Genomic DNA, 25,578 nt, shown 5'->3' on the forward strand with positions numbered 1-25,578 from the left:
GGCCCCTGCCCTAGTGGTCAAGCGCGCTGGTCAGGGCCTTTATATTGTGCCTGACCATATCAATGTAAGTGGGTGCAGGCCCCTTTTCGCCGGTCAAACCGTCCGAAATCAGGGTCCCGCCGACTTTTGAGCCGGTCTCCGCCGCGATCCGCCGGATCAGCCGGTCGTCGCTGATATTTTCCAGGAACACGGCTGGGATTTTCTGGGCCTTGATCTGGCCGATGATGGTGGCGATGTCCCGCGCGCTGGGCTCGGTTTCCGTGGAGACGCCGAGCGGCGCGATGAATTGGACGCCGTATTCGGCGGCGAAATAGCCGAAGGCGTCATGGGTCGAGATCACCTTGCGCCGCTCCTGCGGGATTTTGGCCACGGCATCGCGGACCTCGCGGTCAAGCGTTTCGAGCTTTTCCAGATAGGCCTTGGCCTGGGCGCGGAAGAGCTCCGCGTCATCAGGGTCGGCCGCGGCCAGCGCATTGGCGATGTCGGTGACGTAGATTTTGGCGTTGGGAACGGACTGCCAGCCATGCGGGTCGGCGGCCGAACCGAGCTTGAGCGGCGCGATGCCGGCGCTCGCGGTGATCACCTGCGCCTTGGATCCGGAGGACTGCACGAGGCGCGGCAGCCAGCCCTCGAGACCAAGGCCGTTGACGATGACCAGCTTTGCGTCCGCGATCCGCTTCGCATCGCTGGGCGCGGGCGTGTAGACGTGGACGTCGCTGTCGGCCCCGACCAGCGTCGTCAGATTGATCCGGTCGCCGCCGACATTACGGACGAAATCGGCGAGGATCGAGAAGCTCGCGACGACCTTCAGCTGCTCCGCAGCGTGCAGCGGCGAGGCGATCAGCAAGAGCACACAAAGCAGGATGCGCCGCATCGCTGTCACGCTTCCAGATGCCGGCCGGGAAACAGCTGCCTGACGACGCCGCCGACCCGGCCGAACAGGACGGAGACGGTGTAGAGCGCGCTCGCCACCAGAATGATCGCAGGGCCCGAGGGCACACGGGTCTGGAACGACAGCACAAGACCTGCATAGCCGGAGACGGCGGCAGCGACGACCGCGATGCAGATCATGACGGTGAGATCGCGCGACCAGAACCGCGCGATGCCGGCCGGCAGGATCATCAGGCCGACCGCGAGCAGCGTGCCGAGCGCCTGAAAGCCGTTGACGAGGTTGATCACGACCAGCGCAAGGAAAGCGAGATGCGCAGGCCCGCCAGCCCGGCTCACGGTGCGCAAGAACAAGGGATCGACGCTCTCGATCACCAGCGGGCGATAGATCACGGCGAGCACCAGCAGCGTCACCGTGGCGTTGAAGGCGACGACCAGCAGCGTCTGATCGTCCATCGCGAGGATATTGCCGAACAGCACGTGCAGCAGGTCGATATTGGTGCCCTTGATCGAGACGATGGTCACGCCCAGTGCCAGCGAGGCCAGATAGAAGGTCGCGAGCGAGGCATCCTCCTTCAACCCGGTCGAGCGTGCGACGAGGCCTGCGAGGATCGCGACGGCAAAACCCGCGATCAGGCCGCCGGCCGTCATCGCGAACAGGTTGAGACCGGAAAGCAGGAAACCGACAGCGGCGCCGGGGAGGATGGCATGCGCCATGGCGTCGCCGACCAGGCTCATTCGCCGCAACATCAGGAACACGCCGATCGGCGCGCCCGCGAGCGACAGCGCGATGACGGCCGCGAGCGCACGTCGCATGAACTCGAATTCGGTGAACGGGCCGATCAGCGCGTCATAGAGCATCGGATATCAAGCCGCCCGTGAGCGGGCATCATCGGCCGAGCAGGCGGCGGCGCTGTCGTCGAAGGCTTCGCACATCCGCATCGCGACCATAAGGTTTTCCGGCGTCAGCACCTCTGCCGTCGGGCCCCACGCCACGGGCCCGCGCGCCAGCACCAGCGTCTCGCTGAAATGGGTGCGCACCATCTCCATGTCGTGCAGCGCGGCGAGGACGGTGCGGCCCTCGCCATGCCAGTGCTTCACCAGCGCCAGCAGATCGGCCGTGGTCTTGCTGTCGATGGCGTTGAAGGGCTCGTCCAGCACGATCAGCCGCGCGTCCTGGAGCAGCACGCGCGCAAACAGCACGCGCTGCATCTGGCCGCCCGAGAGTGTGCCGATCGGGCGGTTTTCGAAACCGTTGAGACCGACGGAAGCGATCGCGCGGAGGATCTTTTCGCGCGCCGCCTTGCCGATGCCGCCGAACAGGCCGGTCCCGCGCCATAGCCCGGTGGCAACGAAGTCCAGCACCGAAATCGGGAAGCTGCGGTCGATCTCCGCACTCTGCGGCAGATAGGCGATATCGCGGCTGTCGAGCCCGCCGAGATGGATGCTGCCGTCGAGTGGTCTGAGGATGCCGACAATGCCGCGCAGCAGTGTCGACTTGCCGGCCCCGTTCGGGCCGATCACGGCCAGCAACGCGCCCGGGGCGACCTCACCATTGAGGTGGTGCACGGCCGGGTGACGGTCATAGCCGAGCGTAACGTTGTGGAAATGCAGCGCCGCCATGGTCACCTCATCGCCAGGAAGACCACGCCCCAGAGCACGGCACAGACCGAGAGCGCGGCCGCGAGGCGGGCGGCCATCGTCATGCGCAGGATCGACCAATGCGCCGCCTGAGCCGGATGCGGAGAGGCCGCACCATGGATGTGTGCGTGGGTATGATCGTGTCCATGCGAATGCCCGTGGTCACGGGAATGATCATGGGAATGGCCATGAGCATGATCGTGATGATGGGCTTGGGACGCGGCGGGAACCATGCCGAAACGTTATATTATAACATTACCTCTGTCCACGCCGGGCTCTAGGGCTTCCCGATCACCATGGCGATGGCGGCGGCGACGAACGGGAACGGCACCGAAACCGCACAGCGGAACCAGACGAAACGGGCCGGCATGAACGGAATTTCCCACAAAATCACCCGCTGGAAGGCAAACAGCGCCCAAGCGACGACATAGGCGACCACCTGCGGTACCCCACCGCCCGATTTCAGCGCCACCGTACCGATCGAGAACCCGATCACCGGGCCGCCGGGGGTCGCGGCCCCGGCGACCACGGCAGTCGCGACCCCGAGCCAACCGCTGTCCGGGCCGAGCCAGCCGCTGATCACCTCCTGCGGGATGATGGCGGCGATGTAGCCGGAGCCGATCACCCCCAGCGCGATCCGGGGCACGATGTTGATGAAGTCCATGGAGCCTTCGCGCAGCGAGGCCTTGAACACCGGTGGGCCGCGGCGAAAGGCGATCAGGCCGACGCCGAACACCGAGCCCCACAACAGGATGTCGATTAGAAGCGCGGCGCTCAATTCTCGTCGTCCTTCAGGGCTGGCTTCGGATAGAGCCGGACATAGACGAAGCGGCCGAGCGCGCCTGCGAGCACCGGCAACGGCAGCGAGATGACGATGCGCCACAGCGTGAAGTCGGTACCCATGATCGGGATTTCCCAAGCCACCGCCCGGCCATAGCCGATCAAGGTCCAGCTCACGACCATGGCGATGGTGGCACCGAAATCGGCACCGACCGCCAGCAGCGCACTCGCCACGGGATAGGCGGTGAAGGGACCGCCGGGCAGGATCGCGCCGAAGGCAGTGCCGATCAGAAGGCCTTTCAGGCCCGATTTCGGCCCGAGCGCGCGCGAGACTTTTTCGTGCGGCAGGATTTCCGAGATGAAGGCGCCGAGCAGGCACCCGGCCAGCACGCGCGGCAGGATGCCGCCGAACAGCGAGAGATCGTGGGTCAGGATCTCGAGAACACCGTCGGTGCCGTCACGCCGCCAGACCAGACCCGCGCTCACCGCCACCAGCGCTGCGATGATGATGGTCGACCAGCCGATCGGCTTGCGCACGCGCCCCGGCCGTGGCTCGGAGTCCGCGTCCTCGGCGGGCGCCGGGTCTTTCGGGGAGGGTTCTGACAACGGGCGCGTTCGGCTCGAGGGTGATGCCCGTCCTGATTAAGGGCGCCGCAGATGCGATGCAAACAGTACGATGACGGGAGCGATGCGCACCTCGCGCAGGGCCATGCGGGGCCGAATTCCGCACAGCAAAAAGGCGGCCGCACGTGCGACCGCCTTCCGTTGTTTCCGTCATTCCGGGGCGGCGAAGCCGAACCCGGAATCTCGAGATTCCGGGTCTGGTGCTAGCGCACCATCCCGGAATGGTGGCGTAAAATCTTACGCCTTGTCGAACAGGGACTCGACGTATTCCCAGTTCACGAGGTTCTCGACGAACGCCTTGAGATAGTCCGGACGGCGGTTGCGATAGTCGATGTAGTAGGAGTGCTCCCAGACGTCGCAGCCGAGGATCGGGGTGGCGCCGTGCACCAGCGGATTCTCGCCGTTCGGGGTCTTGGATATCTCGAGCTTGCCGTTCTTGACTTGGAGCCAGCACCAGCCGGAGCCGAACTGGCCGACGCCGGCCGCCTGGAAGTCGGTCTTGAACTTCTCGAAGCCGCCGAGATCCTCGTTGATCTTCTTCTCGATCTTGCCCGGCAGCTTGGTGCCGCCGCCATTGGGCTTCATCCAGCTCCAGAAATGGATGTGGTTGTAGTGCTGGCCGGCATTGTTGAACACCGCGGGGTTCTTGCCGAACGAGCCCTTGACGATCTCCTCAAGGGACTTGCCTTCCCATTCGGTGCCCTTGAGCGCGTTGTTGCCGTTGGTGACATAGGCCTGATGATGCTTGTCGTGGTGGAATTCGAGCGTTTCCTTCGACATGAATTGCCCGAGGGCGTCATAGGCGTAGGGGAGTGGGGGCAGCGTAAAGGTCATGGGTGTTGTCCGCGACTGATGGGGGAACGAGACTTAACGGTCACCCCTTATAGAAGGTTCCGTGGCCGTTAAATACCGCGAATTTTCCAGAAGGCATGGTGCGGCGGCTTGGCCGGATTGCATAAAATCGTCGCAAGGATGTCGGTCGTTTCAACCGGGCCGTAAAATATCGTTGCCTTTGAGGTGCTTATGGCAGAACGAAACGCACCCACGGCGCGGAGATGCGAAAGAGAGAGCGATGAGCATCGAGATCGACATTTTGAACGGCGACGCCTCATGGCCGATCGCACAGCCCCTGCTCAGCGCCGTCTGGGGACGCGACGCCGTCGAGAAGCCCTCCTGGGCTCACGTCAAATGGGCCAATGCCGATTTGCGCGTGCTGATCGAGACGCCCGAGGATGGTCTCGTCTGCCATGTCGGCATCTATTTCCGCACCGTCACCTGGAACGGGCAGAAGGTTCACATCGGCGGCATCGGCGGCGTCTGCACGCGGGAGGACCGGCGCGGCCGCGGCTATGCCACCATGGCGATCGACGCCGCGCTGCATACCATGCGTGCCAACGAGGCGGTCCGCTTCGCGCTGCTGTTCTGCGAGCCGCACAATGTCGCGTTCTACCAGAACCGCAGCTGGCTCCCCTTCAAGGGCGAGGTCTATTGCGAGCAGCCGGAGGGGCGGATCCGCTTCACCCACATGGCGCCCTATGTCTGCAACATCGTCAGCGCGCCGACGCTGGGCACCATCGACCTCTGCGGCCTGCCCTGGTGAGCCCTGCGTGAAGCGAGGCTGGCGCCGGCGCCGCACGCCATATAATATGTCGGTCATCATCCAATATTCCGCGCGGTGACACATGACGATCGACGCCTCGATAGACGCCGTGCCGCCGCCTGCCCCGGTCGCCTCCCCCATCGCCGGCTTGCTGACGGCACCGATCCTGCCCACACTGCTGCGGCTTGCGATCCCCAACATGATCGCGATGGTCGGCAGCACGCTGGTTGCGGTCGCCGAGACCTCCTATATCGGCCGGCTCGGCACCATCCCGCTCGCAGCGATCGCGCTGGCGTTTCCGTTCGCCATGCTGACGCAGATGATGAGCGCGGGCGCGATGGGCGGCGGCGTCTCGTCTGCGATCAGCCGCGCGCTCGGCGCAGGCGACCGGACCCGTGCGGCGACGCTGGCGCTGCATGCCGCCATCATCGGCCTCTGCGGCGGGCTTTTCTTCACGGTGACGATGCTCGTCTTCGGCCGCTCGTTCTTTACGCTGCTGGGCGGGCGCGAGCGCGTGCTCGAGGAAGCCAGCGGCTATTCGCAAATGCTGTTCTCCGGCGCGGTCGCGATCTGGCTCGTCAACACGTTGGCCTCGGTGATCCGCGGCACCGGCGACATGCGTCTGCCCTCGATGGCGCTGATCGGGACGAGCGTGCTCCAGATCGCGCTCGGCGGCACGCTGGGGCTCGGCCTGTTCGGCGTGCCGCAATTCGGCATGCCCGGCGTCGCCGCCGGTCAGTTGATCGCGTTCACCTGTGCTGCGATCTTTTTCCTCTGGTATCTCTGGTCCGGCCGCAGCCGGCTGCCGCTGGATTTCCGCGCCTTCCATTTCGATCGCGCGTTGTTCTTCGACATCCTCAAGGTCGGCGCGGTCGCCTGCCTGTCGCCGCTCCAGACCGTGCTCACCATTTTGATCTTCACCAAGATCCTGGCGACCTTCGGCACCGAGATGTTGGCCGGTTACGGCATCGGCTCGCGACTGGAATTCTTGCTGATCCCGATCACCTTCGCCTTCGGCATCGCATCGGTGCCGATGGTCGGCATGGCGATGGGCGCCGGACAGGTGAAACGCGCGCGGCGCGTGGCCTGGACCGCGGCCGCGGCCTCGGGAATTACGGTCGGCCTGATCGGCCTCGTCATCGCGCTCGATCCGTCTCTGTGGGTTTCGCTCTTCACCAGGGATGCCGGCGTCGCCGCCGCCGCGCACAGCTACTTCCACTGGGCGGGCCCGACCTTTGTGTTCTTCGGCATGGGCGTGTCGCTGTATTTCTCCTCGCAAGGCGCGGCGCGGGTCGGCGGTCCCGTGCTCGCCTCCACCGCGCGGCTTCTGATCGTCGCGATCGGGGGCGGCGGCCTCATGTTGGCACAGGCTCCAGCCTGGACCCTGTTCGCGCTGGTCGGCGGCGCCATGGCGGTATTCGGGCTGTCGACCGCGGCCTCGGTCGCCTTCGTGCGCTGGGGCAAATGAGCCCAGGTCGTTGCACGCAGGCAAATAAACCCAGGAATGTGATTCCATCCAGCGTTGCACTATCCTGCTAGGCTGCTATGGAGGCGCTCCACTTCGGGGCTCTCTCCATGACTTCCAGATTCGCTGCTCTCATCGTCCTTCTGGCTGCGCTCCTCGGCGCGACTGCCGCCCATGCGCAGAGCGCCGACGGGACCTGGCTGACCCAGGCCGGCGATGCCCGCGTCAAGATCGGCAAATGCGGCAGCGGCATTTGCGGCAATGTCGTCTGGCTGCGTGAACCCCACGACACCGCGACCGGCCAGCCCGCCACCGACAGCAAGAATCCCAATCCCGCCCTCGCCAGGCGCCCGATGATCGGCTTGCCATTGTTCAGCGGCATGCAGCCTTCCGGGCCGAACAAATGGTCGGGCCAGATCTACAATGCCGACGACGGCAGCACCTATGCGAGCAGCGTGACCGTGATATCAGCGGATTCGCTGCGGGTCGAAGGCTGCGTCGGCGCGCTCTGCGGCGGCGAAACCTGGACGCGGGCGGGGCGCTAGCGCTTCACGCCGTCATCGCCTTCAGCGCCGTCGCCGCCGAGGCGTAGCCGCCCCGCGCACCGTCGATGAAATGGACGTGGTCGCTGCGGAGCGCCGACGGGGTGAAGCAGGTCATCATTGCGGCGTCCTGCTGGTGGAGACCGTAACGCACGATGCCATCGCGCGCGGCAGCTGCGAGACGATCGCTGAGCGCGCGTTCGAGCTCCGGCGTACAGTCGAGGATCATGCGCAGGCCGTCGTCATATTTCCGGAAATCGGAGTTCTCCACGACCTGTCGTGTATAGAGCTTCGGCACGAAGCCGCCGACCTTGATGTCGAAGCGCATGATCAGATAGACGAAAAGCGTGTAGGCCAGCACGCGGGCGCGGCGCCCGAGCAGCGGACCTCCGCGCATGGTGCGCGCCTCATATTCCAGCCCCTGCGGCGGCCATGTCAGCGGTGGCCCCTGCGGCGGCACGGGCCGACCGGCATCCGGGCTGCGCTCGACGAGGTGGATGATGTCCTCGATCACGTTGCGGAATGCCGAGGGATCGGCGCCCTGGGCCGGCATGACCAGCACGGACAGGATCAGGCCGCGCGCAGCCGGAATCACCTCGAAGCGGCAGGACAGGCCGGAGAGATCGGGCTGCGTGCCCGCGGGCGCTTCGATGATCGCAAACTCGCCGCGCTTCATCGCTGCGTCCGCCCAGGCGAGCCCGCCGCCAGAAAACATCGCATAGGACAAATTGGCCGACGGGCCGAAGCGCGCGACGCGCACGTCGAGGCCCTGCGCGCGAATGGCGCTCACCGGCACCAGCGCGACGCGCATCCGCAAATCGAGATCTTCCCGCACCCAGGTCGCGGTCGCAGCCAAAGCCTCGCGGGCCAGTTCGAGATCATTAGGCGCGACCGCAAAACTCGCGCCGTCTCCGCCGAACACGAAGGGAAATTCGCGTCCCTCCAATGCGTTCGTCACCGCCGCGATCACGGCGGCACCGGCCATGTTCACCGCCTTGTAGCGCTGCGCCGCGATGGCCTTGGTGGAATCCACGATGTCGGCAACGCCGATGCTCCAGTCGTCGGGCAGCGGCGAATACAAAGCGGGGTCCATCAGGCTGGTGAAGCCGCGAAAGACCGGAATGCCGCTATAGAACGCTGATGTCATCGGATGATGCCGGATAGTTGGGACGCACGTCCAAAGAGACATACGTGGAAGAACCGATTCGGGTTCGCCGGGGGGCGCCCTTGCAACCATTGGCCGAAATGGACCCGGACAACAAGATGAGGGCGCGCTGCAATGCCACAGAAGGTCATTGATCGGCATCAAACAGTTGGCCGTAAATGGCGTCTAGTCTCGATGATCTCACACGGTTGCGCGGGAACATCGACGTGTCCGACTTCGACAGGAAGGACTCCATCGCTCCGGTAAGCCGGCGCACTGGCCGTGATCCGATCAGCGCGGTGAAGATGCCGGAAAGCCTGACCGCGGCCGTCGATAGCTGGGCGGAAACCCATCACCTGTCGCGCTCCGATGCCATTCGTACGCTGGTCGAGCTGGGCCTAAAGGTCGCGCCCCCGGCACTCCCGCCAGGGCACCCGCTCGCCTCGGATGCCACCAGGATCGAAGAGCTTGCAGTGCATGAACTCGAGGCGCTGCTCGATCCTGCCCTGTCTGAAGACGAACGCGAGCGCCGGATCCGCCGCCTGACCGACGGCCCGCCGGAGTTCTCACACGAACGGATTGACCTGCCGAAGCACCGGACCTGAACGTCTAGTGCAACTTCTCGACCTCGCGCTTGCGTAGCGCGGATGAGGGTACGTCATGGCAGCCGACCAGACGCACGAATTTCTGCGGATACATTTCGTAACCGTGATCACCTGAATTTTGATGAGACATCGGTTGGCAGTGAACGGTCTGGCAGTGGACGTCGCTTTGCTGTGCGGAAGATGGCTTTGCCGACGCCTTGTCCGGGCTCGCAGCGGTCATGGACTGCTCCCTGTCGATTAGGGCAGATCGATTGACGTAAGCCAATCAATTGCGCGGCATCTTAGGACCAAATCCGGATGATGTCATTGCGCCGGATCAATGCAATTGTGGCAGTAGAGTTCCGCCTACGCCGTGTTGCCCGCGTCGACCGTGAACACGCTACCCGTCACGTTGCGCCCGCCCTCGCCCAGCAGATATTCCACCATGCGCGCGACGTCGTCGGTCTCCGGCAGGCGCCGCAGCGCGCTGCGGCCGGCGATGCGCTTTCGGCTATCGTCGGAGAGATTGTGCGTCAGCTCGGTGTCGATGAAACCGGGCGCGATCGCGTTCACGGTGATGCCGAGCTTGCCGACCTCGCGCGCAAGCGAACGGGTGAAGCCGGTAGCGGCGGCCTTGGTCGCACCGTAAACGGAGAGGCCGTTATAGCCGGTGGTCGCGATGATCGACGAGATGTTGATGATGCGGCCGGCACCGTCGGCCATCATCTGCCGTGCGACATATTTGGTGAGAATGATCGGTGACAGCACGTTGAGCTGCACCAGCGCCTCGATCTCGGAATTGTGCATGGTCGCGAGCAGGCCTTCGGTGCCGAGGCCGGCATTGTTGACGAGGCCGTAGATCGGGCCGAATTCATCGCGCACGAGTTTTGCGAAAGCGGGAATCGCGTCGATCACGGCGAGGTCGCAGGCGCGGAAATGCAGGCGCCCCTCCGACCCGGCAATCGCCGCCTTGAGCGCGTCGCTCTCGCGCCGCGCCGCCGCGATCACGTTGTAGCCGCCATCAACAAGCCGCTGGCCGATTGCAAGGCCGATGCCGCGGCTACCACCCGTGACGAGAACATTATGCATCGGTGCGCGCCAGTTTGCCGGCCGGGGTGACGTCGAGCGCCTCGACGAAGCGGATCACCGCCGGCACCTTGTGGGACGCGAGCTGCGCGCGGCACTGATCCAGGATCTGGTCGCGGATCTCTTTCGCGCGCGCCGTATCGGTACCGTCGGCGAGGATCGCGTCGGCGACGACGATGCCGCCGGTGATCGGGCTCTTGCGTGACTTCGCCCGCGACATCCGTACGTCGGGATGACGGTTGATCACCGCCTCGATCTCTTCGGGGTGAACCTTCAGCCCACCGATATTGATGATGCCGCCGCGGCGGCCGACGAAATAGTAGCGGTCGCCGCGCAATTCGACGATATCGCCGCTATCGACATACCCGTCCGCATCGGTGAGCGCGGCCGCGTCGCGGCCGATATAGGCGTGCGCTGTGCGGGTCGAACGGATGCGTAGCGAGCCGTCGACGACCTTCATTTCGACGCCGTTGCGGTTGCCGAGATAGTCCGCCGGAAAGCCTTCCAGCCCGTCATTGACGGCAAAGCCGACGCCGGCCTCGGTTGATGCATAGGCATGGCCGACGGAGGAATTCGGGAACGCCGCCTTCAGGCCGTCCAGCACCGCCTGGTCGGCGATCTCGCCGGAGAGGCGGACATAGCGCGGCGCGAACTGCGCGGCCGAGCCGCTCATCAACAATTTGCGCCAGTGCGAGGGCGTGCCGGAGATATGGGAGACGCCGCGCGCGTTCAGCCGCGTGACGTGATCGCCGAGCGCCTCATGCGGATCGGACAGCACCATCGAGCCGCCCGAGAGGACGGCGCGGAGGAATATCTGCAGGCCGCCATAGCGGCGGATGTCGTAGAACGTCGCCCATATTGGCGCGGGTCCGCGCGCCGGGCCTTCGGCGACGATGGCGCCGGTGAGTGCTTCCAGCGTATGGCCGACGATTTTCGGCACGCCCGACGTGCCCGAAGTGAGCATCAGCCACTCCGTGGCACATTCGGTCCTGGCCGGCGCAGTGGCTTGAAGCGGCAGTTGTGCGGTGACGACCAGCGGCACGCCGGTCTCGGCCCAGCGATCGGGCTCGTCGGTGACGACGGCATCGATCCCGGCATCCGCCATCAGCGCATCGAGATGCGCGGGGTTGAGATCGGGCGGGCATAGCAGCATGCGGCGGGCAATACCGTCGAGCTCGATCATGGCAAGACCCGATCGGAGCTGGTCGGACAATTTCAGCAGCACGGCGCGGCCGGACAGCTCGCCCAGGCGGCCAGCCAGGACCGTCTGCGACAGGATATCCGTCAGCGACACGACATCCTGCGCGTCCGACAGCGTGCGTCCGGTCAGCTCCGCGCCAAGATGGTCGCGGAGCGCAAAGATCTCACGCGGGGACATTTTCGTAGGCCCGCACGAAATCGCCCACGGTGGCAGGGAACGCTGCGTCCTCGGAAATGGTGAAAGGGTCGACGCCGGTCTCGTCCTCGAGGCGCGCCACCAGGATGGCGAAGGCGAGCGAGTCGAAGCCCGTCTCGTGCAGGGACAGATCGTCCGAGAGTGCGGGAAGCGCGACGTGCTGTTCCTTGGCGATCTGCTGGATCGCTTCGATGACCTTAGACCGTACCGACATGGCTGGCTCGCTTCTGTTGTCGTTCGTGTTCCGGCGGCTCTTGATGACCGCCTCCCTTGGCCGCTTGTTTACCCGACAGAAGTAAATGGCTTCTTGGACAATTCGGATAAAATTGGACCTATCTGGCGGATTTTCGCGCGGCTAGAGCCGGATCGTACCCTCGTTGATTTGCGCATATGTCTCTGCGTCCAGCGCGACATAGGCGCCGGTTTTCGGGTCCAGCATGAACAGCGGATCGGAGACCGCGCCCGGATCAAATCCCTCGCGCGCGAGCTCGGCCTTTTTTTGCTTGAACGTCTCGGTCGCATCGAGCTCGCGCGAGATGCGTATGAAGACGGGGTGAGCATAGGCCGGCAGGCGCTGTGCGAGATGGGCGGGCAGCGCCTCGACAGCAAAGCCCTCGTTCACCACGATCGCGCTCATGCCGGCGCGGCCATCGGTGCCGGGGATGTTGACGCCGTAGGTGGTGGCGTCGATCACGCCGGTGAAATCGCGAACGGCGTCATTGACCTCCGAGGTCGCGACGTTCTCGCCCTTCCAGCGGAAGGTGTCGCCAATGCGGTCGACGAAGTGGAAGAATCCCTTCTCGTCGAGCCGCATCAGGTCGCCGGTGCGGAACCAGGAATCGCCCTTGGCAAAGACATCGCGCAGGATCTTCTTCTCGGTCTCGCTCGCCTCGGTGTAGCCCTCGAAGCGGCCGCCGCCCTCATCCGCCGTGCCGATGCGGCCTATGGCTTCGCCGGGCTCGCCGCGCGCGCAGGCGATGCAAAACCCCTCTGCATTGCGCAGCGGCGCGCCGTTATCGGGATCGAGCTTGACGAGACCGGCAGGGAAACGATGCGCGAGCAGCGGCGGAACGCGGCCGATCGCGCCGGGCTGGCCCTCGACGTTGAACAGCGAGAAATTGCCTTCCGTCGCCGCGTAGAATTCGAGGATGCGCGGAATGGCGAAACGCGCCTGAAAATCGTCCCAGATATCACCGCGCAGGCCGTTGCCGCAGACGAGCCGCAGGCGATGCCGGTTCTCGTATTCCGACGGCGGCGCCTTGAGCAGGTAGCGACAGAGCTCGCCGATATACTGAAACAGCGTACAGTCGTGGCGCACAATGTCGGGCCAGAAATTCGAGGCCGAGAATTTTTCCGCGATCACCACCGCACCGCCGGCAGCGAGCATGCTGCATGGCGCGACGATGCCGCCGACCGAGTGGAACAGCGGCAGGCAATCGTAGAGCCGATCCTGCGGCGTCGCGCCGGTGAGGCCGGCGAACCAAAAGCCCCAATTGAGGATGCGGCGGTGGCTGATGCTGGCGGCTTTCGGCAGGCCGGTCGTCCCGGACGTGTAGATCAGCAGGGCCCGGTCGTCGATGGTGACGTCGCCACGCTCGTCCGGCGAAAGCGGCCCGTCGTCGAGGGCGGCAAGCGCGACATCGATCGCACGTTCGCTGCGGGCATCGCCATGAGTCCAGACCTTTGCTTCCGTGTTCAGGGGTGGCGACGCGCCGTCTAGCGCATCCTTGAGCTCGTGCGCGACAATGATGTGAGCGGGCCTTGCGACACCGATGCAATGCGCGAGCGACCGGCCGACGAGCTTGGTGTTGATCAGCGCGACCACGCCACCGACCCGGCTGATGCCGAGCCAGGCCGCGACATAGTCGATGCCGTTCGGCATGATCAGCGCGACACTGTCGCCCTTGGCCACACCGGCCGAGCGCGCCCACCGCGCATAGCGATTGATGCGTTTCGAAAGCCCCTCATAGTCGAGGCTCGCGTCATCGGTGGCCAGCGCAATGCGATCGGGCTGGCGCTGCGCCCAATCATCGACGACGTCGGCGAACAGCCGGCCCGGCAACGTCTCGATCCGTGCGGTGAGCTCGATCGCCTTCAGCCAGATTTTCGAAGCCGAAGGTGCGCGCGCGGCTTTCGGTTGCTCGATGACGCCGGTTGTCATGCCGTTCATTCTTTCGGAACGTGTCTGCTGGTTCCGAGAGCTTAGCTCGCACGCCCTGCCCAGGTGTTAAGAGACAAGGTAAAACCGGGTTAGTGCGCGATTAACTCTAGTCATCCTTTACCAAACCGGTGGGATGGGCGTGCGCAGCCACAGCCTTTGCAGTATCTCATCGTGCGTGGAAGCTTCCCCTCTCGCCTTGTTGGAGAGGGTGGCTCGCCGCATAGCGGCGAGACGGGTGAGGGGGCACTCTCCGCGAGTTCACGTGCGGAGAGTGACCCCTCATCCGGCGCTTCGCGCCACCTTCTCCCACAACAAGGGGAGAAGGAAGAAGAGCGGGATGCATGCATTGATCAACAAGCGACATTTCCTTCAGGCTGCAGCCTCTGCCGCAACCGTGCTCGCCACGCCACGCGCCTTTGCGATCGGCAATCCCTCCTATCCCTCGCGCAGCGTGAAATGGGTGGTACCCTATGCGCCGGGTGGGGCCACCGACGTGCTGTCGCGGCTGCTCTGCCAGCGCCTCTCCGACCGGCTCGGCCAGACCTTCGTCGTCGAGAACAAGCCCGGCGCCGGCAGCAATATCGGGACACAGGCGGTGATTACGTCCGCCCCCGATGGTCACACCCTGCTGTTGACCTCGACCGCCAACGCCATCAACGCCTCGTTCGACCCGGCGCTGCCGTATGATTTCGCCAAGGGCATCGCGCCGGTCGCCGGCGTCGCGCGAATTCCGCTGGTGCTGGTCGTCAACAACGACCTGCCGGTGAACAGCGTCGCCGACTTCATCGCCTACGCCAAGACCAATCCCGGCAAGATGTCGATTGCCTCTTCCGGCATCGGCACCTCGCTGCATCTCTCCGGCGAGCTGTTCAAGTCGCTGGCCGGCGTGCAGTTCATCCACGTGCCCTATCGCGGCTCGGCTCCCGGATTGACCGACGTGATGAGCGGCCAGATTCAGGGCATGTTCGACAACGTCACTTCATCCTTCGAGCTCGTGCGCGCCGGCAAGCTGCGCGCACTCGGCGTCACCACGCGCGAGCGTTCGGAGATTTTGCCGGACGCGCCGCCGATCGCGGACACGCTCAGCGGCTACGAGACGAGTTCATTCTACGGTGTCGGCGCTCCACACGACACGCCGCGCGAGATCATCGACCTGCTCAATCGCGAAATCGACGCCGCGCTGTCCGATGCGGAGATCAAGTCCCGCATCGCCGGGCTCGGCGCGATCCCGCTGCACGGCAATGCCAGCGAATTCGGCGGCATGCTGACGGCGGAGACCGACCGTTGGCGCAAGGTGGTGGAGCTGTCAGGCATCCGGAAGCAATAGCAAGCGGGCCTCGCGACGCTAGGTGACCTCGGGGAAACGGGCTATTCTTTCTGCCGGCGTTGTTCTGGCTGCGAAAGGAAAGCGACCCGTGGCTCTCGATCCCTTAGAGTTTCCCGTCCGGGCCGCGCCTTTCGAGCAGCCGCTGACAAATTTTGCTCACCGAGTGAAGGGCGGACAGGCCAGGCTGGTCGCGATCGGCTCGTCGACCACGGCGGGCGAAGGGGGTATTGCGCCCTATCCGCAGCGGCTGCTGTCGGACCTTCGGATAAAATTTCCAAACGTCGCAATCGAGGTGATCAACCGCGGCGTCGGCGGCGAAGATGCTCGTTTGGAGTTGAATCGGTTCGAGCATGACGTCTTCGATCTGAAGCCCGATCTGGTGATCTGGCAGGTCGGTACCAATTCAGTGTGGCAATCCGCCGGTCCCTCGTTCGAGGACACCACGCAAGCGATCCGCGAGGGTGTTGACCGGCTGCTCGACGCCAAGCAGATCGATGTGATCCTGATGGACCTTCAATATGTGCCGGCGCTGCTGACACCGGCCAAGGCCAGGAAGGCGAGCGCCATGGTCGAGGCGATCAGCCAGATCGCGCAGGAGAAGCGCGTCAACGTCTTCGGCCGTTTCGCGCTGATGAAGCGCTGGCATGATGTCGCCGAGATTTCGTTCGACCGCACGGTCGACCCAGGCGACGACGACAGGCTGCACGCAAGCGACTGGACCACGGACAAGATGACGTGGCAATTGACCAACGCAATCGTCGACGCTGTCAACATGGCGCCGCGCTCCTAAAGGCACGCGGCGGCTCATCCGCGATGCCCCATGGACCGCCGGGACGTAATTGCCCAGCGCTAGCCGCCTCGCTGATGGCGTAAGCGCTGCGGCGGTGCGTTGAACGGATAATACGGATTGAGATCGCAGCTGGCGGAGCGGCCTGAAGCGGTAGCTCGGCACTGAGGCACGGAGGTGAAGGAGCAATCGTACCACTCCCCGCCACCCCCGTTCGCACCGGAATAGACGTGCATGCAGACGGGATAGCGCGGATCGAAGGTCTGTGCATGCGATGGCGCGGCCGTGAGCAGGGCACCGACGGTCATGATCAGGCCGAATAAGCGACGCATGAAAATTCCCCCTGAAGGCCGCATTGCGGATCGCTAGTGCACGTTCTTGTGGCGCCGGCGCGGCGGCGGCGGGGGTTGGTCGAACGCGTAGTAGGGATTGACGTCGCAGCTTGCCGAGCGGCCCGAAGCCGTGGCGCGGCACTGCGGCAGCGAGGTGAAGGAGCAGTCGAAATAGTCGCCGCCACCACCGCCAAAACCGCCGGGCATGTAGACGTGCATGCAGACCGGGTAACGCGGATCGTAGGTCTGGGCGCTGGCATCTGCCGCCGCGAACAGCGTGACAATTGCGGTGAGGGTCAGGATCGGCAGGCGCATCGGACATTCCTCGAATCGGTGGCAACGGCACGCGTTATGTCATTTCGATATGGCACAACTGCGCGGCAGAAGCGATTGTTCCTATTTCATACCTCTCCGGCTTGTGACACGCGACGAAATGAGTGAGACACAGCGCCGCAAAGATGCGGAAGCGGAAAGCACCCAGTTTTCCGGCCTGCGCGGAACGCATAACTCGCTGCAGCTCTCCTTCGACAAAGGTCGCAAAGCATCCAGCGCAGGAATCCGTTCGCTGGCCCAAGCGAACGTACTAGTCTTTCTATCACAACGCCGGCCCGGACCGACGACGTTCCAGGGCAATGAACAAGCAAATGGGCTGAAGGAAACGCACTTGCGCTCTCGGGCGCGACTCCGCTGTGCGCGGGGAGAAGATGCGCTGGCCAGGGCTGTGGTGTCAGGGCATGCAAGAGAGCTTCTCGTCTCCGTTCATCCGCTATCCGATCGGCACCTCACTGCTGATGGCGGGCATCCTGTTCGTAGGCCTCGTGGCCTATCCTCTGCTGCCGGTTGCACCGCTGCCCCAGGTCGACTTTCCGACCATTCAGCTCTCGGCCTCGCTCCCCGGCGGCAGCCCCGAGACCATGGCCTCTTCCGTGGCGCAGCCGCTCGAACGCCAGCTCGCACAGATCCCCGGCATCACGCAGATGACGTCGACCAGCTCGCTGGGTTCGGCGTCGATCACGATCCAGTTCGACCTCAACCGGAAGATCGACGCCGCCGCCAACGATGTGCAGGCAGCGATCAATGCAGCGAGCGGCCAATTGCCGAAGAACCTGCCCTCGCCTCCCACCTATCGCAAGGTCAACCCGGCGGATTCGCCGGTGATGATCCTGTCCGCGACGTCCGACACGCTGCCGCTGACCGTCGTCAGCGACCGCACCGATGCGCAGCTCGCGCAACAGATCAGCCAGTTATCCGGCGTCGCCCAAGTGTTCGTCGGCGGACAGCAGAAACCCTCGGTACGCATACAGATCGATCCGGCCAAGCTCGTCGCCAAGGGCCTGTCGCTGGAAGACGTGCGCGCCCAGATCGCGGCTGCGACCACCGACAGCCCGAAGGGCAGCATCGACGGGGCCAAGCGCGCCTACACGATCTACGCCAACGACCAGCTCACCCAGGCCCAGCATTGGCAGGACGTCATCGTCGCCTATCGCAACGGCGCTCCATTGCGGATCCGCGACATCGGTGAGGCCGTGGCAGGGCCGGAGGACATGAAGACGGCGGCCTGGGCCGACGGCAAGCGCGGCGTGTTCCTCGTCATCTTCAAGCAACCCGGCGCCAACGTCATCGAGACCGTCGATCGCATCAAGGCGCAGCTGCCGCGGCTGATCGCGGCCATCCCGCCCGCGATCTCGATCAAGATCATCAGCGACCGCACCATCACCATCCGCGCCGCCGTCGAGGACGTACAGATCACGCTCATGACCACTATCGCGCTCGTGGTGATGGTGATCTTCATCTTCCTCCGCAGCTTCTGGGCGACGATCATCCCGAGCATCACTGTGCCGCTAGCGCTACTGGGAGCCTGCTCGCTGATGTGGGTCTTCGGCTATTCGCTGGATAACCTCTCCTTGATGGCGCTGACGATCGCGGTCGGCTTCGTGGTGGACGACGCCATTGTGATGCTGGAGAACATCACCCGTTACGTCGAGCAGGGCGAGAGGCCGCTTGCTGCGGCCTACAAGGGCGCGGCCGAAATCGGCTTTACGATCGTCTCGATCAGCATATCTCTGATCGCGGTGCTGATCCCGTTGCTCCTGATGGGCGGCATCATCGGCCGGCTGTTCCGCGAATTCGCGGTCACGCTGGCGATGGCGATCCTTGTTTCTCTGGTGGTGTCGCTGACCCTGACGCCGATGATGGCCTCGCGCTTCCTGCGCGCCAACCACGAGGCTCGGCACGGCCGCTTTTACCAGTGGAGCGAGCGGATGTTCGAAAGGGTGCTCGGCGCCTACGAACGCGGGCTCGACGTCGCGCTGCGCCACAGTTTCGTCACCCTTTGCATCTTCTTCGCGACCGTAGCACTCTCGATCTACCTCTTCATCCTGATCCCGAAGGGTTTCTTCCCGCAGCAGGACAACGGCTTCCTCACAGCCGTGTCCGAGATGCCCCAGGACATCTCCTTTGCCGAGATGAAACGGCGCCAGGTGGAGCTCAACACCATCGTGCAGGCCGACCCCGCCGTCGCTTCGATCGCGATGTTCATCGGCGGCGGCGGTACGGCACTGAACTCGGGGCGCATGTACATCACCTTGAAACCGCTGGAGGAGCGCGATGCCGGCGCACAGCAGATCATCGCGCGGCTGCGGCCCAAGATCGCCAAGGTGGAGGGCGCCAAGCTCTATATGCAGGCCTCGCAGGACGTTCGTCTCGGCGGCCGCGCCACCCGCACTCAGTTCGAATTCACGCTCCAGGACGCTAACCTCGCCGAACTGAACGAATGGGCGCCGAAAATCCTCGATGCGATGAAGACGCTGCCGCAACTGCGCGACGTCGCGACCGACCAGCAAACCGAAGGCACGACGGTTCAACTCAGGATCAATCGCGACACCGCCGCACGCTACGGCATTCAGCCGCAGCTGATCGACGACACCCTCTATGACGCGTTCGGCCAGCGTCAGGTCGCGCAATATTTTACCCAGACCAACAGCTATCACATCGTCCTGGAGATCACACCAGACCTGCAAGGCCAGCTCGGTACGCTCGACAAGATCTACCTCAAATCACCGCTTACCGGCGACGAGGTGCCGCTCTCGGTGTTCTGCAACTGGACCAATGTGCCCGTGCGACCGCTTGCGATCTCGCATCAAGGCCAATTTCCGTCGGTGACAATCAGCTTTAATCTCGCCGAGGGCGTGGCGCTGGGACAGGCGACCGACGCGGTGCTGCACGCGGTCCGCGAGATGCGCGCGCCGCCGGCGCTGGCAACAAGTTTTCAGGGTACCGCGCAGGCATTCCAGCAATCGCTCGGCACCGTGCCGTTGCTGATCCTCGCCGCACTGGTCGTGGTCTATTTGATTCTGGGCGTGCTCTACGAGAGCTACGTCCATCCTCTGACCATCCTGTCCACGTTGCCCTCGGCTGGCGTCGGCGCCGTCGCGATCCTGATGATCTTCGGCTTCGACTTCAGTCTCATTGCCCTGATCGGGGTCATTCTCCTGATCGGCATCGTCAAGAAGAACGGCATCATGATGGTGGATTTCGCCATCGCGGCCGAACGCGAGCAGCATCTCACCCCGGAGCAATCGATCCGCCAGGCGGCGCTGCTGCGCTTTCGCCCGATCATGATGACAACGATGGCCGCCCTGCTAGGCGGCGTGCCGCTGATGCTCGGAAGCGGCACCGGCTCCGAAATCCGCCAACCGCTCGGTTATGCGATGGTCGGCGGCCTTCTCGTGAGCCAGGCGCTGACGCTGTTCACGACCCCGGTCGTCTACCTCTACCTCGACCGCTTCTCCGACCTGCTCTCGCGCTGGATGGAGAAGAAGCCGCAAGCCACCGTCGCGTGCGATGAGCGGAAGGATCACGCGGCGGAATGAGCGCGGCGGCACATATGGCCTGCGCCGGCTACCCGCCGAGCCCCTGCAATACCAGCCGGTTCAACCTTGCCGCAAACGCAGCAGGGTCCTCCGGCAGTTCTCCGTCCAGGATCTGCGCCTGTTCGAGCAGGAGCAGGCTAAGATCGTCGACCGCCTTCGAGCCGGCCTGAGCCTTCGTGATCGCCGTGACCAGCGGATGGCGCAGGTTGATCTCGAGGATCGGCTTGGTGCGCATGCCACGGTTCTGCTGAGACAGGATGCGCTCGAGCTCGCGGCTCGGGCCCTGGCTGTCGGCGACGAGGCAGGAAGCGGAGCTGGTCAGACGCGTCGAGGCCTTGACGTCGCTGACGCGCTCGCCGAGCGCGGCCTTGATCACCGCGATGGTGGCGGCCTCGTCGGCGGCCGGCTCGTCCTTGTTCGCCTCGTCGGCCTCGTCGACGCGCGGGATCAGGTCGAGATTGAGATCGCCCTGGCTCAGCGACTTCAGCGGCTTGCCGTCAAACTCCGAGGGCATCGAGGTCCAGAAGGCGTCGACGGGATCGGACAGCAGCAGCACTTCGATGCCGCGCGCAGTCGCCGCCTCGAGCCGGGGGTTCGACTTCAGCCGCTCGATACTGTCGCCGACGAGGTAATAGATCTCGGTCTGGTTCGGCTTGAAATCGGCGATGACGTCCTTGAGCGAGCGCTTCTCGCCCGAGGTCGTGGTGAAACGCGACAGCGCGAGCAGCTTTTCGCGGCGCTCGAAATCCTCGTAGATGCCTTCCTTCAGCACCGCGCCGAAGGCCTCCCAGATTTTCGCGAAGTTCTCCGGATCCTTCTCCGCAAGGCTTTCGAGCTCGGACAGTACGCGGGTCGCTACGGCCTTGCGGATCTGCGCGAGTTGCGGATTGTTCTGAAGCATCTCGCGGGAGATGTTGAGCGGGAGATCCTCGCTGTCGACGACGCCGCGGATGAAGCGGAGATAGCCCGGCAGCAGATCGGCATCGTCGGTGATGAACACGCGGCGGACATAGAGCTTGACGCGCCCCTTGCGGTTTGGCTCGAACAGGTCGAACGGCTTTGTCGATGGCGCGAACAGCAGCACGGCGTAGGAGTAACGCCCCTCCGCGCGATAATGCAGCGTCATCGCGGGATCGTCGAAGGCGGAGGCGATCTGCTGATAGGCCTTCTTGTAGTCTTCCGGCGTGAGCTCGGATTTCGAGCGCTGCCATAGCGCGCTCGCAGAATTGATCTGACGCGGCTCACCCTCTTCGGGCACGAGCTCGATGGGGAAGAGAATGTTGTCGGAATAAGCGCCGACGATACGCTCGATCTCGTAGGCTTCGAGATATTTCTTCGCTTCGTCCTTGAGATGCAGGACGATCTCGGTGCCGCGCTGCACGCGGGCCGCATCCTCCTCGCTGGCACGCGCGATCTCGAAGCCCGAGCCGCCCGAGGACGTCCAGGTCCAGACGTCGCTCTCGCCGGCGCGGCGGCTCACCACGACGATCTTGTCGGCGACCATGAAGGCGGAATAGAAGCCGACGCCGAACTGGCCGATCAGGCCCAGACCATCCTTGGCCTCCTTGAGCTTCGACACGAAGGCCTTGGTGCCGGAGCGGGCGATGGTGCCGAGGTGGTCGATCAGCTCCTGCCGCTCCATGCCGATGCCATTGTCGGCGATCGCAAGCGTTCCGGCCGTCTTGTTCGGAATGATCCGGATCTTGAGCGCGTCGCCGTCACCCAGCAGCGCCGGAGTAGCGATAGCCTCATAGCGCAGCTTGTCGCAGGCGTCCGATGCGTTCGAGACGAGCTCGCGCAGGAAGATGTCGGTCTCGGAATAGACGGAGTGCACCATCAGGTGCAGAAGCTCGGAAACCTCGGCCTGGAAGGGCTGCGTATGCACAGCCGTGTCTGACGTCGTCATGCGTTTACCCGGTCAATCGAAAGGGGAAGAAACCCGGGATATAACGCGAGGGGGCAGGGGATCAAGTGGACGGCAGCAATCGCCCTCCGGACGGAGGGCGACTTGTCCGTGGCAAATGCCGGTCAGGTCACGCAGCGGCCGGGCTGGAGCAGTTTTGCGACCTCGGTCAGGGAGCTGACCATCGGCTCGCAGGCGATCGTCGGCTTTTTGCGGCTCTGCTTCTGGTCCGGGAGCAACACCGGCGGCTTGGCGTTACCGGCCTCGATCACTGCGGGGACCCGCAACAGCACCGACGTGTCGGCCAGATCGTTCAGCCGCATCGACACGGTGCGGGTCGGAACCTCAGCCTGCTTGATGTCGGCCAGCCGGTCGGCTTTGCTGGCGCGATTGACGTTATGGCCCGGCTTGTCAGCGACCGCCTGCCAGCGGTCGGCCAGATCATGGCCGGAGGCCAGCTGCACGGCGCCCACCTGGACAGCGCCAAGCGTCGCGGCGATCGCGACCGCGCCTAAAAATACCTTTTGAATCTGTGACATGGCTGTCGGTCCCTCGCCCCATGGCGATCGCGGGAACAACGCGAGGAGAGGACCCAGAGTTCTCAGTCGTTAAGATCACTTAACCGTGTGCGAAAGGGCACTGTCCCCGCGAAAAAAATTTCGCAACCGCCTGGAACGACTTTCGCGGACGGGAGTCGTCTCAACAGCCGGCTATTCCCCCCTGCCCCATAAGCCGGTGACGTAGGGCGCGACTGTGGTGATGCCAGTCGCGCCTTACTTTTGTCTGGAGTTCAGTTCGCCTTCCCCGCCAGCCAATCCCGACCCTCGGCATAGAGCTTCTCGACCTCAGGCCCGGTCAGGCCCGGCATGTCGCGCTTGACCTTGTAGCCGATCAGCTCCTGCATGTAGGCGAGGTGGCGGTAGCCTTCCGGGAGCGCGGCAAGGGCTTTCTGGTCGAGCTGAAGTGTCGCGGCGGGATCGACCGGGTCGATCCGGTCCTTCTCGTAGATCGGCTGGCGGCGGACGATGCCCCATTTTCCCTGCCGCTTCTCCAGGAAATCGTAGAAGCGCCCGGTGCAGACCACGTCGCAGGGCACGTCGTGCACCGGCGCGCGCTGCGAGATGGTCATCTTGGTCTGCGCGATGGCGCGCGCCCCCTCGAGGTCGATACTGGTGCCGCCGAGGAAATGCAGGATGCGCACGCCCTTGGCGAACCCTTCCTGGCTGACCCGCATGAAATCCCGCGCCGGCCCCTGAAACCAGGTGGCGGACATCCAGCCTTCCTCGTGCCAGACGGTGGCAAAGCGCTCCCAGTCGCCGGCATCGCGCCACACCGCCCAGTTCTCGACGAGGTCGCGGATGGCGAGACGATCGAGGAGTTGCTGGTCCATGAACACGTCTCCGATGGCACCGCGGCTGCAACGCGGCCGCTGCACGAGGTATGAGCGGCGAATTCGATGGCCGTCAAGCGTGGCAACCCGGTCAACGAAAATCCGGCGCACCTTGCGGCACGCCGGATCGGGATTTCGTCAAATGCCGGGCGCAGGCGCTTCCTTACGCCGCCGGCACTTTCGGCGCGCGGTTGCGCGAGTTGCGCTGGAAGAACAGCGCCTGGCTCGCCACCGCCGACACCATAGCCGGCTGGAATGGCTTTGAGATCAGGAACGCCGGCTCGGGACGCTCGCCGGTGAGGAAGCGCTCAGGGTATGCCGTGATGAACACTACCGGCACCTCGAAGGTGCGGAGCAGCTCGTTGACGGCGTCGAGGCCCGACGAACCATCGGCGAGCTGGATGTCGGCGAGGATCAGGCCGGGTCGCTTGTTCTTTGCCAGCGCGACCGCATCGGCGTGGGTGCGGGCGACGCCGACGACATTGTGGCCGAGGTTCTTCACCAGGCTTTCGAGGTCCATGGCGATGAAGGTCTCATCCTCGATGATCAGCACGTCGGTGGCGATCTCGGCGGCCATCTCACGCCCTGCGGCATCCGCAAGCCGGCGCGTCTCGCCGACGTCGGTGCCGAGAATGTAGCCGACCTCTTCTTCCGAGAATCCCTCGAGCGAGAGCAGCAGGAAGGCTTGCCGCGGCAACGGCGTGATGTTGGACAGCCGTCGCTCCGGGGGCATCGGCAGGTTCGTCACTTCCGAATCGTCGTTGACGGAAACGGAATTCCAGATTTGGGTGAACAGCCGGAAGAGGCCGGCGCGCGGCCCGTGGCTCTCGTCGAGCACCGACGGATCCCCCAGCATGGCTTCCAACATGGCTGCGACATAGGCGTCACCGGAGGACTGGCTGCCCGTCAGGGCGCGTGCATACCGGCGCAACAACGGCAAGTGTTCAGCAACGAGCTGTGAACGGGACATCCCCACTCCATATCATCTTCGGGCCGACCTTGACGTGCAGGCGTTAGGCGGGGGGCCCGGGTTCCCCTGCTGGGCTGATTACGCCTCAGACTGAGAAAAGTTCCGCATGGGGGCGGAACTTTTTCTCGCAACTCGCATTGAGCCTATCCAGGGAACGGCTCCCGGTTGAGAGAACTTCTCGATTTTACAGCTACTTAACTCGGGGAAACGTGGAACAGGTCATGAAAGATCTCAAGTCTCAAGCCAGCAAAAGCACGACCCCCGGCAAGGGAGGGCTCACTCCGGAGATTCAGTCCCGGATCGGGCACCAGCTGCGCGCCATGTACGACGACGTGGTGCGGCAGGGGGTTCCGGACCGGTTCGCGGAACTGATCAAGAAACTTGATGCGCCGGGAGCGACACCCCAAGTGGAAAATGGTGGCGGCTCCAACGACAACAACAATGGGAGGGATTGATGCCTCTCACGGACTCCCTGCGTAACGACATCCTGGCGGCCGTGCCCAGTCTGCGCGCGTTCGCCATCTCGCTCAGCGGCAATGCCGATCGCGCCGACGATCTTGTCCAGGAGACGCTGTTGCGCGCGCTCGCCAACATCGACTCGTTCCAGCCCGGCTCCAATCTGCCGGCGTGGCTGTTCACGATCCTGCGCAACCTGTTCCGCTCCGACTATCGCAAGCGGCGGCGGGAAGTCGAGGATGCCGAAGGCAACTATGCCAAGACGCTGAAGACGCAGCCCTCGCAGAACGCCCATCTCGAGTTCGAGGAATTCCGCACGGCGCTCGACAAGCTTCCGCAGGACCAGCGTGAAGCGCTGATCCTCGTCGGCGCCTCCGGCTTCTCCTATGAGGATGCGGCCTCGATCTGCGGCTGCGCGGTGGGCACGATCAAGAGCCGCGTCAACCGCGCGCGCTCCAAGCTCGCGGCGCTGCTCTATGTCGACGGCGCGGAGGATTTCGGGCCCGACGAGACCATTCGCGCCGTGATCGGCGGCAGCGGCGGCTGACGGCGGGCGTTATTCGGATTGAGACCGCGATGAAGGCGGCCGCTTCCGCGGCCGTCTTCGTATGTCTGACGTGATCGCGTCTG

At 64.4% G+C, this 25,578-nt stretch carries 28 protein-coding genes; 9 read left to right on the top strand and 19 right to left on the bottom strand.

Features of this window, described 5'->3' with window-relative positions; all coding sequences use genetic code 11:
* Nucleotides 1–10: 10 nt before the first annotated feature.
* The 7 genes from FXB41_RS05550 to FXB41_RS05575 form a co-directional block, all read right to left on the bottom strand.
* Nucleotides 11–874, bottom strand: a complete 864-nt coding sequence (locus FXB41_RS05550) for a metal ABC transporter solute-binding protein, Zn/Mn family (protein WP_007597189.1) — start codon at nucleotides 872–874, stop codon at nucleotides 11–13.
* A gap of 5 nt (nucleotides 875–879) precedes the next feature.
* Complete coding sequence (locus FXB41_RS05555) at nucleotides 880–1,749, bottom strand: metal ABC transporter permease (RefSeq protein WP_007597190.1); 870 nt, start codon at nucleotides 1,747–1,749, stop codon at nucleotides 880–882.
* Between the two features lie 6 nt (nucleotides 1,750–1,755).
* A complete protein-coding gene (locus FXB41_RS05560) occupies nucleotides 1,756–2,511 on the bottom strand; it encodes a metal ABC transporter ATP-binding protein (RefSeq protein WP_007597191.1) in 756 nt (251 codons plus the stop codon).
* Nucleotides 2,512–2,513: 2 nt separating this feature from the next.
* Entirely contained in the window at nucleotides 2,514–2,762 is a 249-nt protein-coding gene (locus FXB41_RS40520; RefSeq protein WP_035993672.1) for a hypothetical protein, read from the bottom strand.
* Nucleotides 2,763–2,806: 44 nt separating this feature from the next.
* Nucleotides 2,807–3,307 (bottom strand): hypothetical protein, encoded by a 501-nt coding sequence (locus FXB41_RS05565; protein ID WP_148775145.1) that lies wholly within the window; start codon nucleotides 3,305–3,307, stop codon nucleotides 2,807–2,809.
* The gene (locus FXB41_RS05570) at nucleotides 3,304–3,915 is read right to left on the bottom strand and encodes a permease (protein ID WP_007597202.1); all 612 of its coding nucleotides are present in this window, start codon (nucleotides 3,913–3,915) and stop codon (nucleotides 3,304–3,306) included. Before FXB41_RS05570 ends, FXB41_RS05565 begins: the two co-directional genes overlap by 4 nt.
* A gap of 255 nt (nucleotides 3,916–4,170) precedes the next feature.
* Complete coding sequence (locus FXB41_RS05575; protein ID WP_007597204.1) at nucleotides 4,171–4,767, bottom strand: superoxide dismutase; 597 nt, start codon at nucleotides 4,765–4,767, stop codon at nucleotides 4,171–4,173.
* Nucleotides 4,768–5,005: 238 nt separating this feature from the next.
* Between FXB41_RS05575 and FXB41_RS05580 the strand changes: the two genes are divergently transcribed.
* The 3 genes from FXB41_RS05580 to FXB41_RS05590 all read left to right on the top strand — a co-directional run bounded on the left by FXB41_RS05580 (nucleotide 5,006) and on the right by FXB41_RS05590 (nucleotide 7,543).
* The gene (locus FXB41_RS05580; RefSeq protein ID WP_007597206.1) at nucleotides 5,006–5,533 is read left to right on the top strand and encodes a GNAT family N-acetyltransferase; all 528 of its coding nucleotides are present in this window, start codon (nucleotides 5,006–5,008) and stop codon (nucleotides 5,531–5,533) included.
* Nucleotides 5,534–5,615: 82 nt separating this feature from the next.
* On the top strand, nucleotides 5,616–7,001 hold the full coding sequence (locus FXB41_RS05585; protein ID WP_219680358.1) for an MATE family efflux transporter: 1,386 nt from the start codon (nucleotides 5,616–5,618) through the stop codon (nucleotides 6,999–7,001).
* Nucleotides 7,002–7,108: 107 nt separating this feature from the next.
* A complete protein-coding gene (locus FXB41_RS05590) occupies nucleotides 7,109–7,543 on the top strand; it encodes a DUF2147 domain-containing protein (protein WP_219680360.1) in 435 nt (144 codons plus the stop codon).
* Nucleotides 7,544–7,547: 4 nt separating this feature from the next.
* Here the strand turns inward: FXB41_RS05590 and FXB41_RS05595 are convergent, their stop codons facing one another.
* Nucleotides 7,548–8,687, bottom strand: a complete 1,140-nt coding sequence (locus FXB41_RS05595; RefSeq protein ID WP_219680362.1) for a DUF3095 domain-containing protein — start codon at nucleotides 8,685–8,687, stop codon at nucleotides 7,548–7,550.
* 176 nt (nucleotides 8,688–8,863) lie between these two features.
* Between FXB41_RS05595 and FXB41_RS05600 the strand changes: the two genes are divergently transcribed.
* Nucleotides 8,864–9,289, top strand: a complete 426-nt coding sequence (locus FXB41_RS05600; protein ID WP_219680365.1) for a ribbon-helix-helix domain-containing protein — start codon at nucleotides 8,864–8,866, stop codon at nucleotides 9,287–9,289.
* Between the two features lie 4 nt (nucleotides 9,290–9,293).
* On the opposite strand, the gene FXB41_RS05605 is transcribed toward FXB41_RS05600, so the two are convergent.
* From FXB41_RS05605 to FXB41_RS05625, 5 genes are all read right to left on the bottom strand, one after another.
* Complete coding sequence (locus FXB41_RS05605) at nucleotides 9,294–9,509, bottom strand: hypothetical protein (RefSeq protein ID WP_219680368.1); 216 nt, start codon at nucleotides 9,507–9,509, stop codon at nucleotides 9,294–9,296.
* Between the two features lie 125 nt (nucleotides 9,510–9,634).
* Nucleotides 9,635–10,357, bottom strand: a complete 723-nt coding sequence (locus FXB41_RS05610) for an SDR family NAD(P)-dependent oxidoreductase (RefSeq protein WP_219680369.1) — start codon at nucleotides 10,355–10,357, stop codon at nucleotides 9,635–9,637.
* Complete coding sequence (locus FXB41_RS05615; protein ID WP_219680371.1) at nucleotides 10,350–11,732, bottom strand: class I adenylate-forming enzyme family protein; 1,383 nt, start codon at nucleotides 11,730–11,732, stop codon at nucleotides 10,350–10,352. The genes FXB41_RS05610 and FXB41_RS05615 overlap by 8 nt, the downstream gene beginning before the upstream one ends.
* Entirely contained in the window at nucleotides 11,719–11,964 is a 246-nt protein-coding gene (locus tag FXB41_RS05620) for an acyl carrier protein (protein ID WP_007597226.1), read from the bottom strand. The genes FXB41_RS05615 and FXB41_RS05620 overlap by 14 nt, the downstream gene beginning before the upstream one ends.
* A 141-nt stretch (nucleotides 11,965–12,105) precedes the next feature.
* Complete coding sequence (locus FXB41_RS05625) at nucleotides 12,106–13,920, bottom strand: long-chain-acyl-CoA synthetase (protein ID WP_219680373.1); 1,815 nt, start codon at nucleotides 13,918–13,920, stop codon at nucleotides 12,106–12,108.
* Nucleotides 13,921–14,257: 337 nt separating this feature from the next.
* On the opposite strand from FXB41_RS05625, the gene FXB41_RS05630 reads away from it, so the two are divergent.
* Together FXB41_RS05630 and FXB41_RS05635 are read left to right on the top strand one after the other, a co-directional pair.
* Nucleotides 14,258–15,238 carry a Bug family tripartite tricarboxylate transporter substrate binding protein gene (locus FXB41_RS05630; RefSeq protein WP_219680618.1) on the top strand — a complete coding sequence of 327 codons (981 nt, stop codon included), beginning with the start codon at nucleotides 14,258–14,260 and terminating at the stop codon, nucleotides 15,236–15,238.
* Nucleotides 15,239–15,326: 88 nt separating this feature from the next.
* Nucleotides 15,327–16,028: an SGNH/GDSL hydrolase family protein gene (locus FXB41_RS05635; RefSeq protein WP_219680375.1), complete on the top strand. Its 702-nt coding sequence runs from the start codon at nucleotides 15,327–15,329 to the stop codon at nucleotides 16,026–16,028.
* Nucleotides 16,029–16,087: 59 nt separating this feature from the next.
* Here the strand turns inward: FXB41_RS05635 and FXB41_RS05640 are convergent, their stop codons facing one another.
* Both FXB41_RS05640 and FXB41_RS05645 read right to left on the bottom strand, forming a co-directional pair.
* Nucleotides 16,088–16,357 carry a DUF3551 domain-containing protein gene (locus FXB41_RS05640; protein ID WP_219680377.1) on the bottom strand — a complete coding sequence of 90 codons (270 nt, stop codon included), beginning with the start codon at nucleotides 16,355–16,357 and terminating at the stop codon, nucleotides 16,088–16,090.
* 33 nt (nucleotides 16,358–16,390) lie between these two features.
* Nucleotides 16,391–16,672, bottom strand: a complete 282-nt coding sequence (locus FXB41_RS05645; RefSeq protein ID WP_219680379.1) for a DUF3551 domain-containing protein — start codon at nucleotides 16,670–16,672, stop codon at nucleotides 16,391–16,393.
* A gap of 419 nt (nucleotides 16,673–17,091) precedes the next feature.
* Between FXB41_RS05645 and FXB41_RS05650 the strand changes: the two genes are divergently transcribed.
* Nucleotides 17,092–20,229, top strand: a complete 3,138-nt coding sequence (locus FXB41_RS05650; protein ID WP_246648637.1) for an efflux RND transporter permease subunit — start codon at nucleotides 17,092–17,094, stop codon at nucleotides 20,227–20,229.
* A 28-nt stretch (nucleotides 20,230–20,257) separates the two neighbouring features.
* Here FXB41_RS05650 and htpG read toward each other — a convergent pair whose 3' ends face one another.
* From htpG to FXB41_RS05670, 4 genes are all read right to left on the bottom strand, one after another.
* The gene (gene htpG / locus FXB41_RS05655; RefSeq protein ID WP_219680385.1) at nucleotides 20,258–22,135 is read right to left on the bottom strand and encodes a molecular chaperone HtpG; all 1,878 of its coding nucleotides are present in this window, start codon (nucleotides 22,133–22,135) and stop codon (nucleotides 20,258–20,260) included.
* 122 nt (nucleotides 22,136–22,257) lie between these two features.
* Nucleotides 22,258–22,671 (bottom strand): hypothetical protein, encoded by a 414-nt coding sequence (locus FXB41_RS05660; RefSeq protein WP_007597234.1) that lies wholly within the window; start codon nucleotides 22,669–22,671, stop codon nucleotides 22,258–22,260.
* Nucleotides 22,672–22,922: 251 nt separating this feature from the next.
* Nucleotides 22,923–23,522 (bottom strand): nuclear transport factor 2 family protein, encoded by a 600-nt coding sequence (locus FXB41_RS05665; protein WP_219680387.1) that lies wholly within the window; start codon nucleotides 23,520–23,522, stop codon nucleotides 22,923–22,925.
* 163 nt (nucleotides 23,523–23,685) lie between these two features.
* Nucleotides 23,686–24,492 carry a response regulator gene (locus FXB41_RS05670; RefSeq protein ID WP_007597237.1) on the bottom strand — a complete coding sequence of 269 codons (807 nt, stop codon included), beginning with the start codon at nucleotides 24,490–24,492 and terminating at the stop codon, nucleotides 23,686–23,688.
* Between the two features lie 221 nt (nucleotides 24,493–24,713).
* Here FXB41_RS05670 and FXB41_RS05675 point away from each other — a divergent pair, with 221 nt between their 5' ends.
* Together FXB41_RS05675 and FXB41_RS05680 are read left to right on the top strand one after the other, a co-directional pair.
* The gene (locus tag FXB41_RS05675) at nucleotides 24,714–24,947 is read left to right on the top strand and encodes a NepR family anti-sigma factor (RefSeq protein ID WP_007597239.1); all 234 of its coding nucleotides are present in this window, start codon (nucleotides 24,714–24,716) and stop codon (nucleotides 24,945–24,947) included.
* Complete coding sequence (locus tag FXB41_RS05680) at nucleotides 24,947–25,495, top strand: sigma-70 family RNA polymerase sigma factor (protein ID WP_007597240.1); 549 nt, start codon at nucleotides 24,947–24,949, stop codon at nucleotides 25,493–25,495. The genes FXB41_RS05675 and FXB41_RS05680 overlap by 1 nt, the downstream gene beginning before the upstream one ends.
* The last annotated feature ends 83 nt before the right edge of the window (nucleotides 25,496–25,578 follow it).

Origin of the sequence: Bradyrhizobium canariense (genome assembly GCF_019402665.1) — a bacterium.
In the GTDB taxonomy this organism is placed as follows: domain Bacteria; phylum Pseudomonadota; class Alphaproteobacteria; order Rhizobiales; family Xanthobacteraceae; genus Bradyrhizobium; species Bradyrhizobium canariense.

Excerpts from the sequence above, each read along its gene's own strand:
- FXB41_RS05550 (WP_007597189.1), bottom strand. The coding sequence starts at position 874 with ATGCGGCGCATCCTGCTTTGTGTGCTCTTGCTGATCGCCTCGCCGCTG.
- FXB41_RS05555 (WP_007597190.1), bottom strand. The coding sequence starts at position 1,749 with ATGCTCTATGACGCGCTGATCGGCCCGTTCACCGAATTCGAGTTCATG.
- FXB41_RS05560 (WP_007597191.1), bottom strand. The coding sequence starts at position 2,511 with ATGGCGGCGCTGCATTTCCACAACGTTACGCTCGGCTATGACCGTCAC.
- FXB41_RS40520 (WP_035993672.1), bottom strand. The coding sequence starts at position 2,762 with ATGGTTCCCGCCGCGTCCCAAGCCCATCATCACGATCATGCTCATGGC.
- FXB41_RS05575 (WP_007597204.1), bottom strand. The coding sequence starts at position 4,767 with ATGACCTTTACGCTGCCCCCACTCCCCTACGCCTATGACGCCCTCGGG.
- FXB41_RS05580 (WP_007597206.1), top strand. The coding sequence starts at position 5,006 with ATGAGCATCGAGATCGACATTTTGAACGGCGACGCCTCATGGCCGATC.
- FXB41_RS05585 (WP_219680358.1), top strand. The coding sequence starts at position 5,616 with ATGACGATCGACGCCTCGATAGACGCCGTGCCGCCGCCTGCCCCGGTC.
- FXB41_RS05590 (WP_219680360.1), top strand. The coding sequence starts at position 7,109 with ATGACTTCCAGATTCGCTGCTCTCATCGTCCTTCTGGCTGCGCTCCTC.
- FXB41_RS05595 (WP_219680362.1), bottom strand. The coding sequence starts at position 8,687 with ATGACATCAGCGTTCTATAGCGGCATTCCGGTCTTTCGCGGCTTCACC.
- FXB41_RS05600 (WP_219680365.1), top strand. The coding sequence starts at position 8,864 with ATGGCGTCTAGTCTCGATGATCTCACACGGTTGCGCGGGAACATCGAC.
- FXB41_RS05605 (WP_219680368.1), bottom strand. The coding sequence starts at position 9,509 with ATGACCGCTGCGAGCCCGGACAAGGCGTCGGCAAAGCCATCTTCCGCA.
- FXB41_RS05610 (WP_219680369.1), bottom strand. The coding sequence starts at position 10,357 with ATGCATAATGTTCTCGTCACGGGTGGTAGCCGCGGCATCGGCCTTGCA.
- FXB41_RS05615 (WP_219680371.1), bottom strand. The coding sequence starts at position 11,732 with ATGTCCCCGCGTGAGATCTTTGCGCTCCGCGACCATCTTGGCGCGGAG.
- FXB41_RS05620 (WP_007597226.1), bottom strand. The coding sequence starts at position 11,964 with ATGTCGGTACGGTCTAAGGTCATCGAAGCGATCCAGCAGATCGCCAAG.
- FXB41_RS05625 (WP_219680373.1), bottom strand. The coding sequence starts at position 13,920 with ATGAACGGCATGACAACCGGCGTCATCGAGCAACCGAAAGCCGCGCGC.
- FXB41_RS05640 (WP_219680377.1), bottom strand. The coding sequence starts at position 16,357 with ATGCGTCGCTTATTCGGCCTGATCATGACCGTCGGTGCCCTGCTCACG.
- FXB41_RS05645 (WP_219680379.1), bottom strand. The coding sequence starts at position 16,672 with ATGCGCCTGCCGATCCTGACCCTCACCGCAATTGTCACGCTGTTCGCG.
- FXB41_RS05650 (WP_246648637.1), top strand. The coding sequence starts at position 17,092 with ATGCAAGAGAGCTTCTCGTCTCCGTTCATCCGCTATCCGATCGGCACC.
- htpG (WP_219680385.1), bottom strand. The coding sequence starts at position 22,135 with ATGACGACGTCAGACACGGCTGTGCATACGCAGCCCTTCCAGGCCGAG.
- FXB41_RS05660 (WP_007597234.1), bottom strand. The coding sequence starts at position 22,671 with ATGTCACAGATTCAAAAGGTATTTTTAGGCGCGGTCGCGATCGCCGCG.
- FXB41_RS05665 (WP_219680387.1), bottom strand. The coding sequence starts at position 23,522 with ATGGACCAGCAACTCCTCGATCGTCTCGCCATCCGCGACCTCGTCGAG.
- FXB41_RS05670 (WP_007597237.1), bottom strand. The coding sequence starts at position 24,492 with ATGTCCCGTTCACAGCTCGTTGCTGAACACTTGCCGTTGTTGCGCCGG.
- FXB41_RS05675 (WP_007597239.1), top strand. The coding sequence starts at position 24,714 with ATGAAAGATCTCAAGTCTCAAGCCAGCAAAAGCACGACCCCCGGCAAG.
- FXB41_RS05680 (WP_007597240.1), top strand. The coding sequence starts at position 24,947 with ATGCCTCTCACGGACTCCCTGCGTAACGACATCCTGGCGGCCGTGCCC.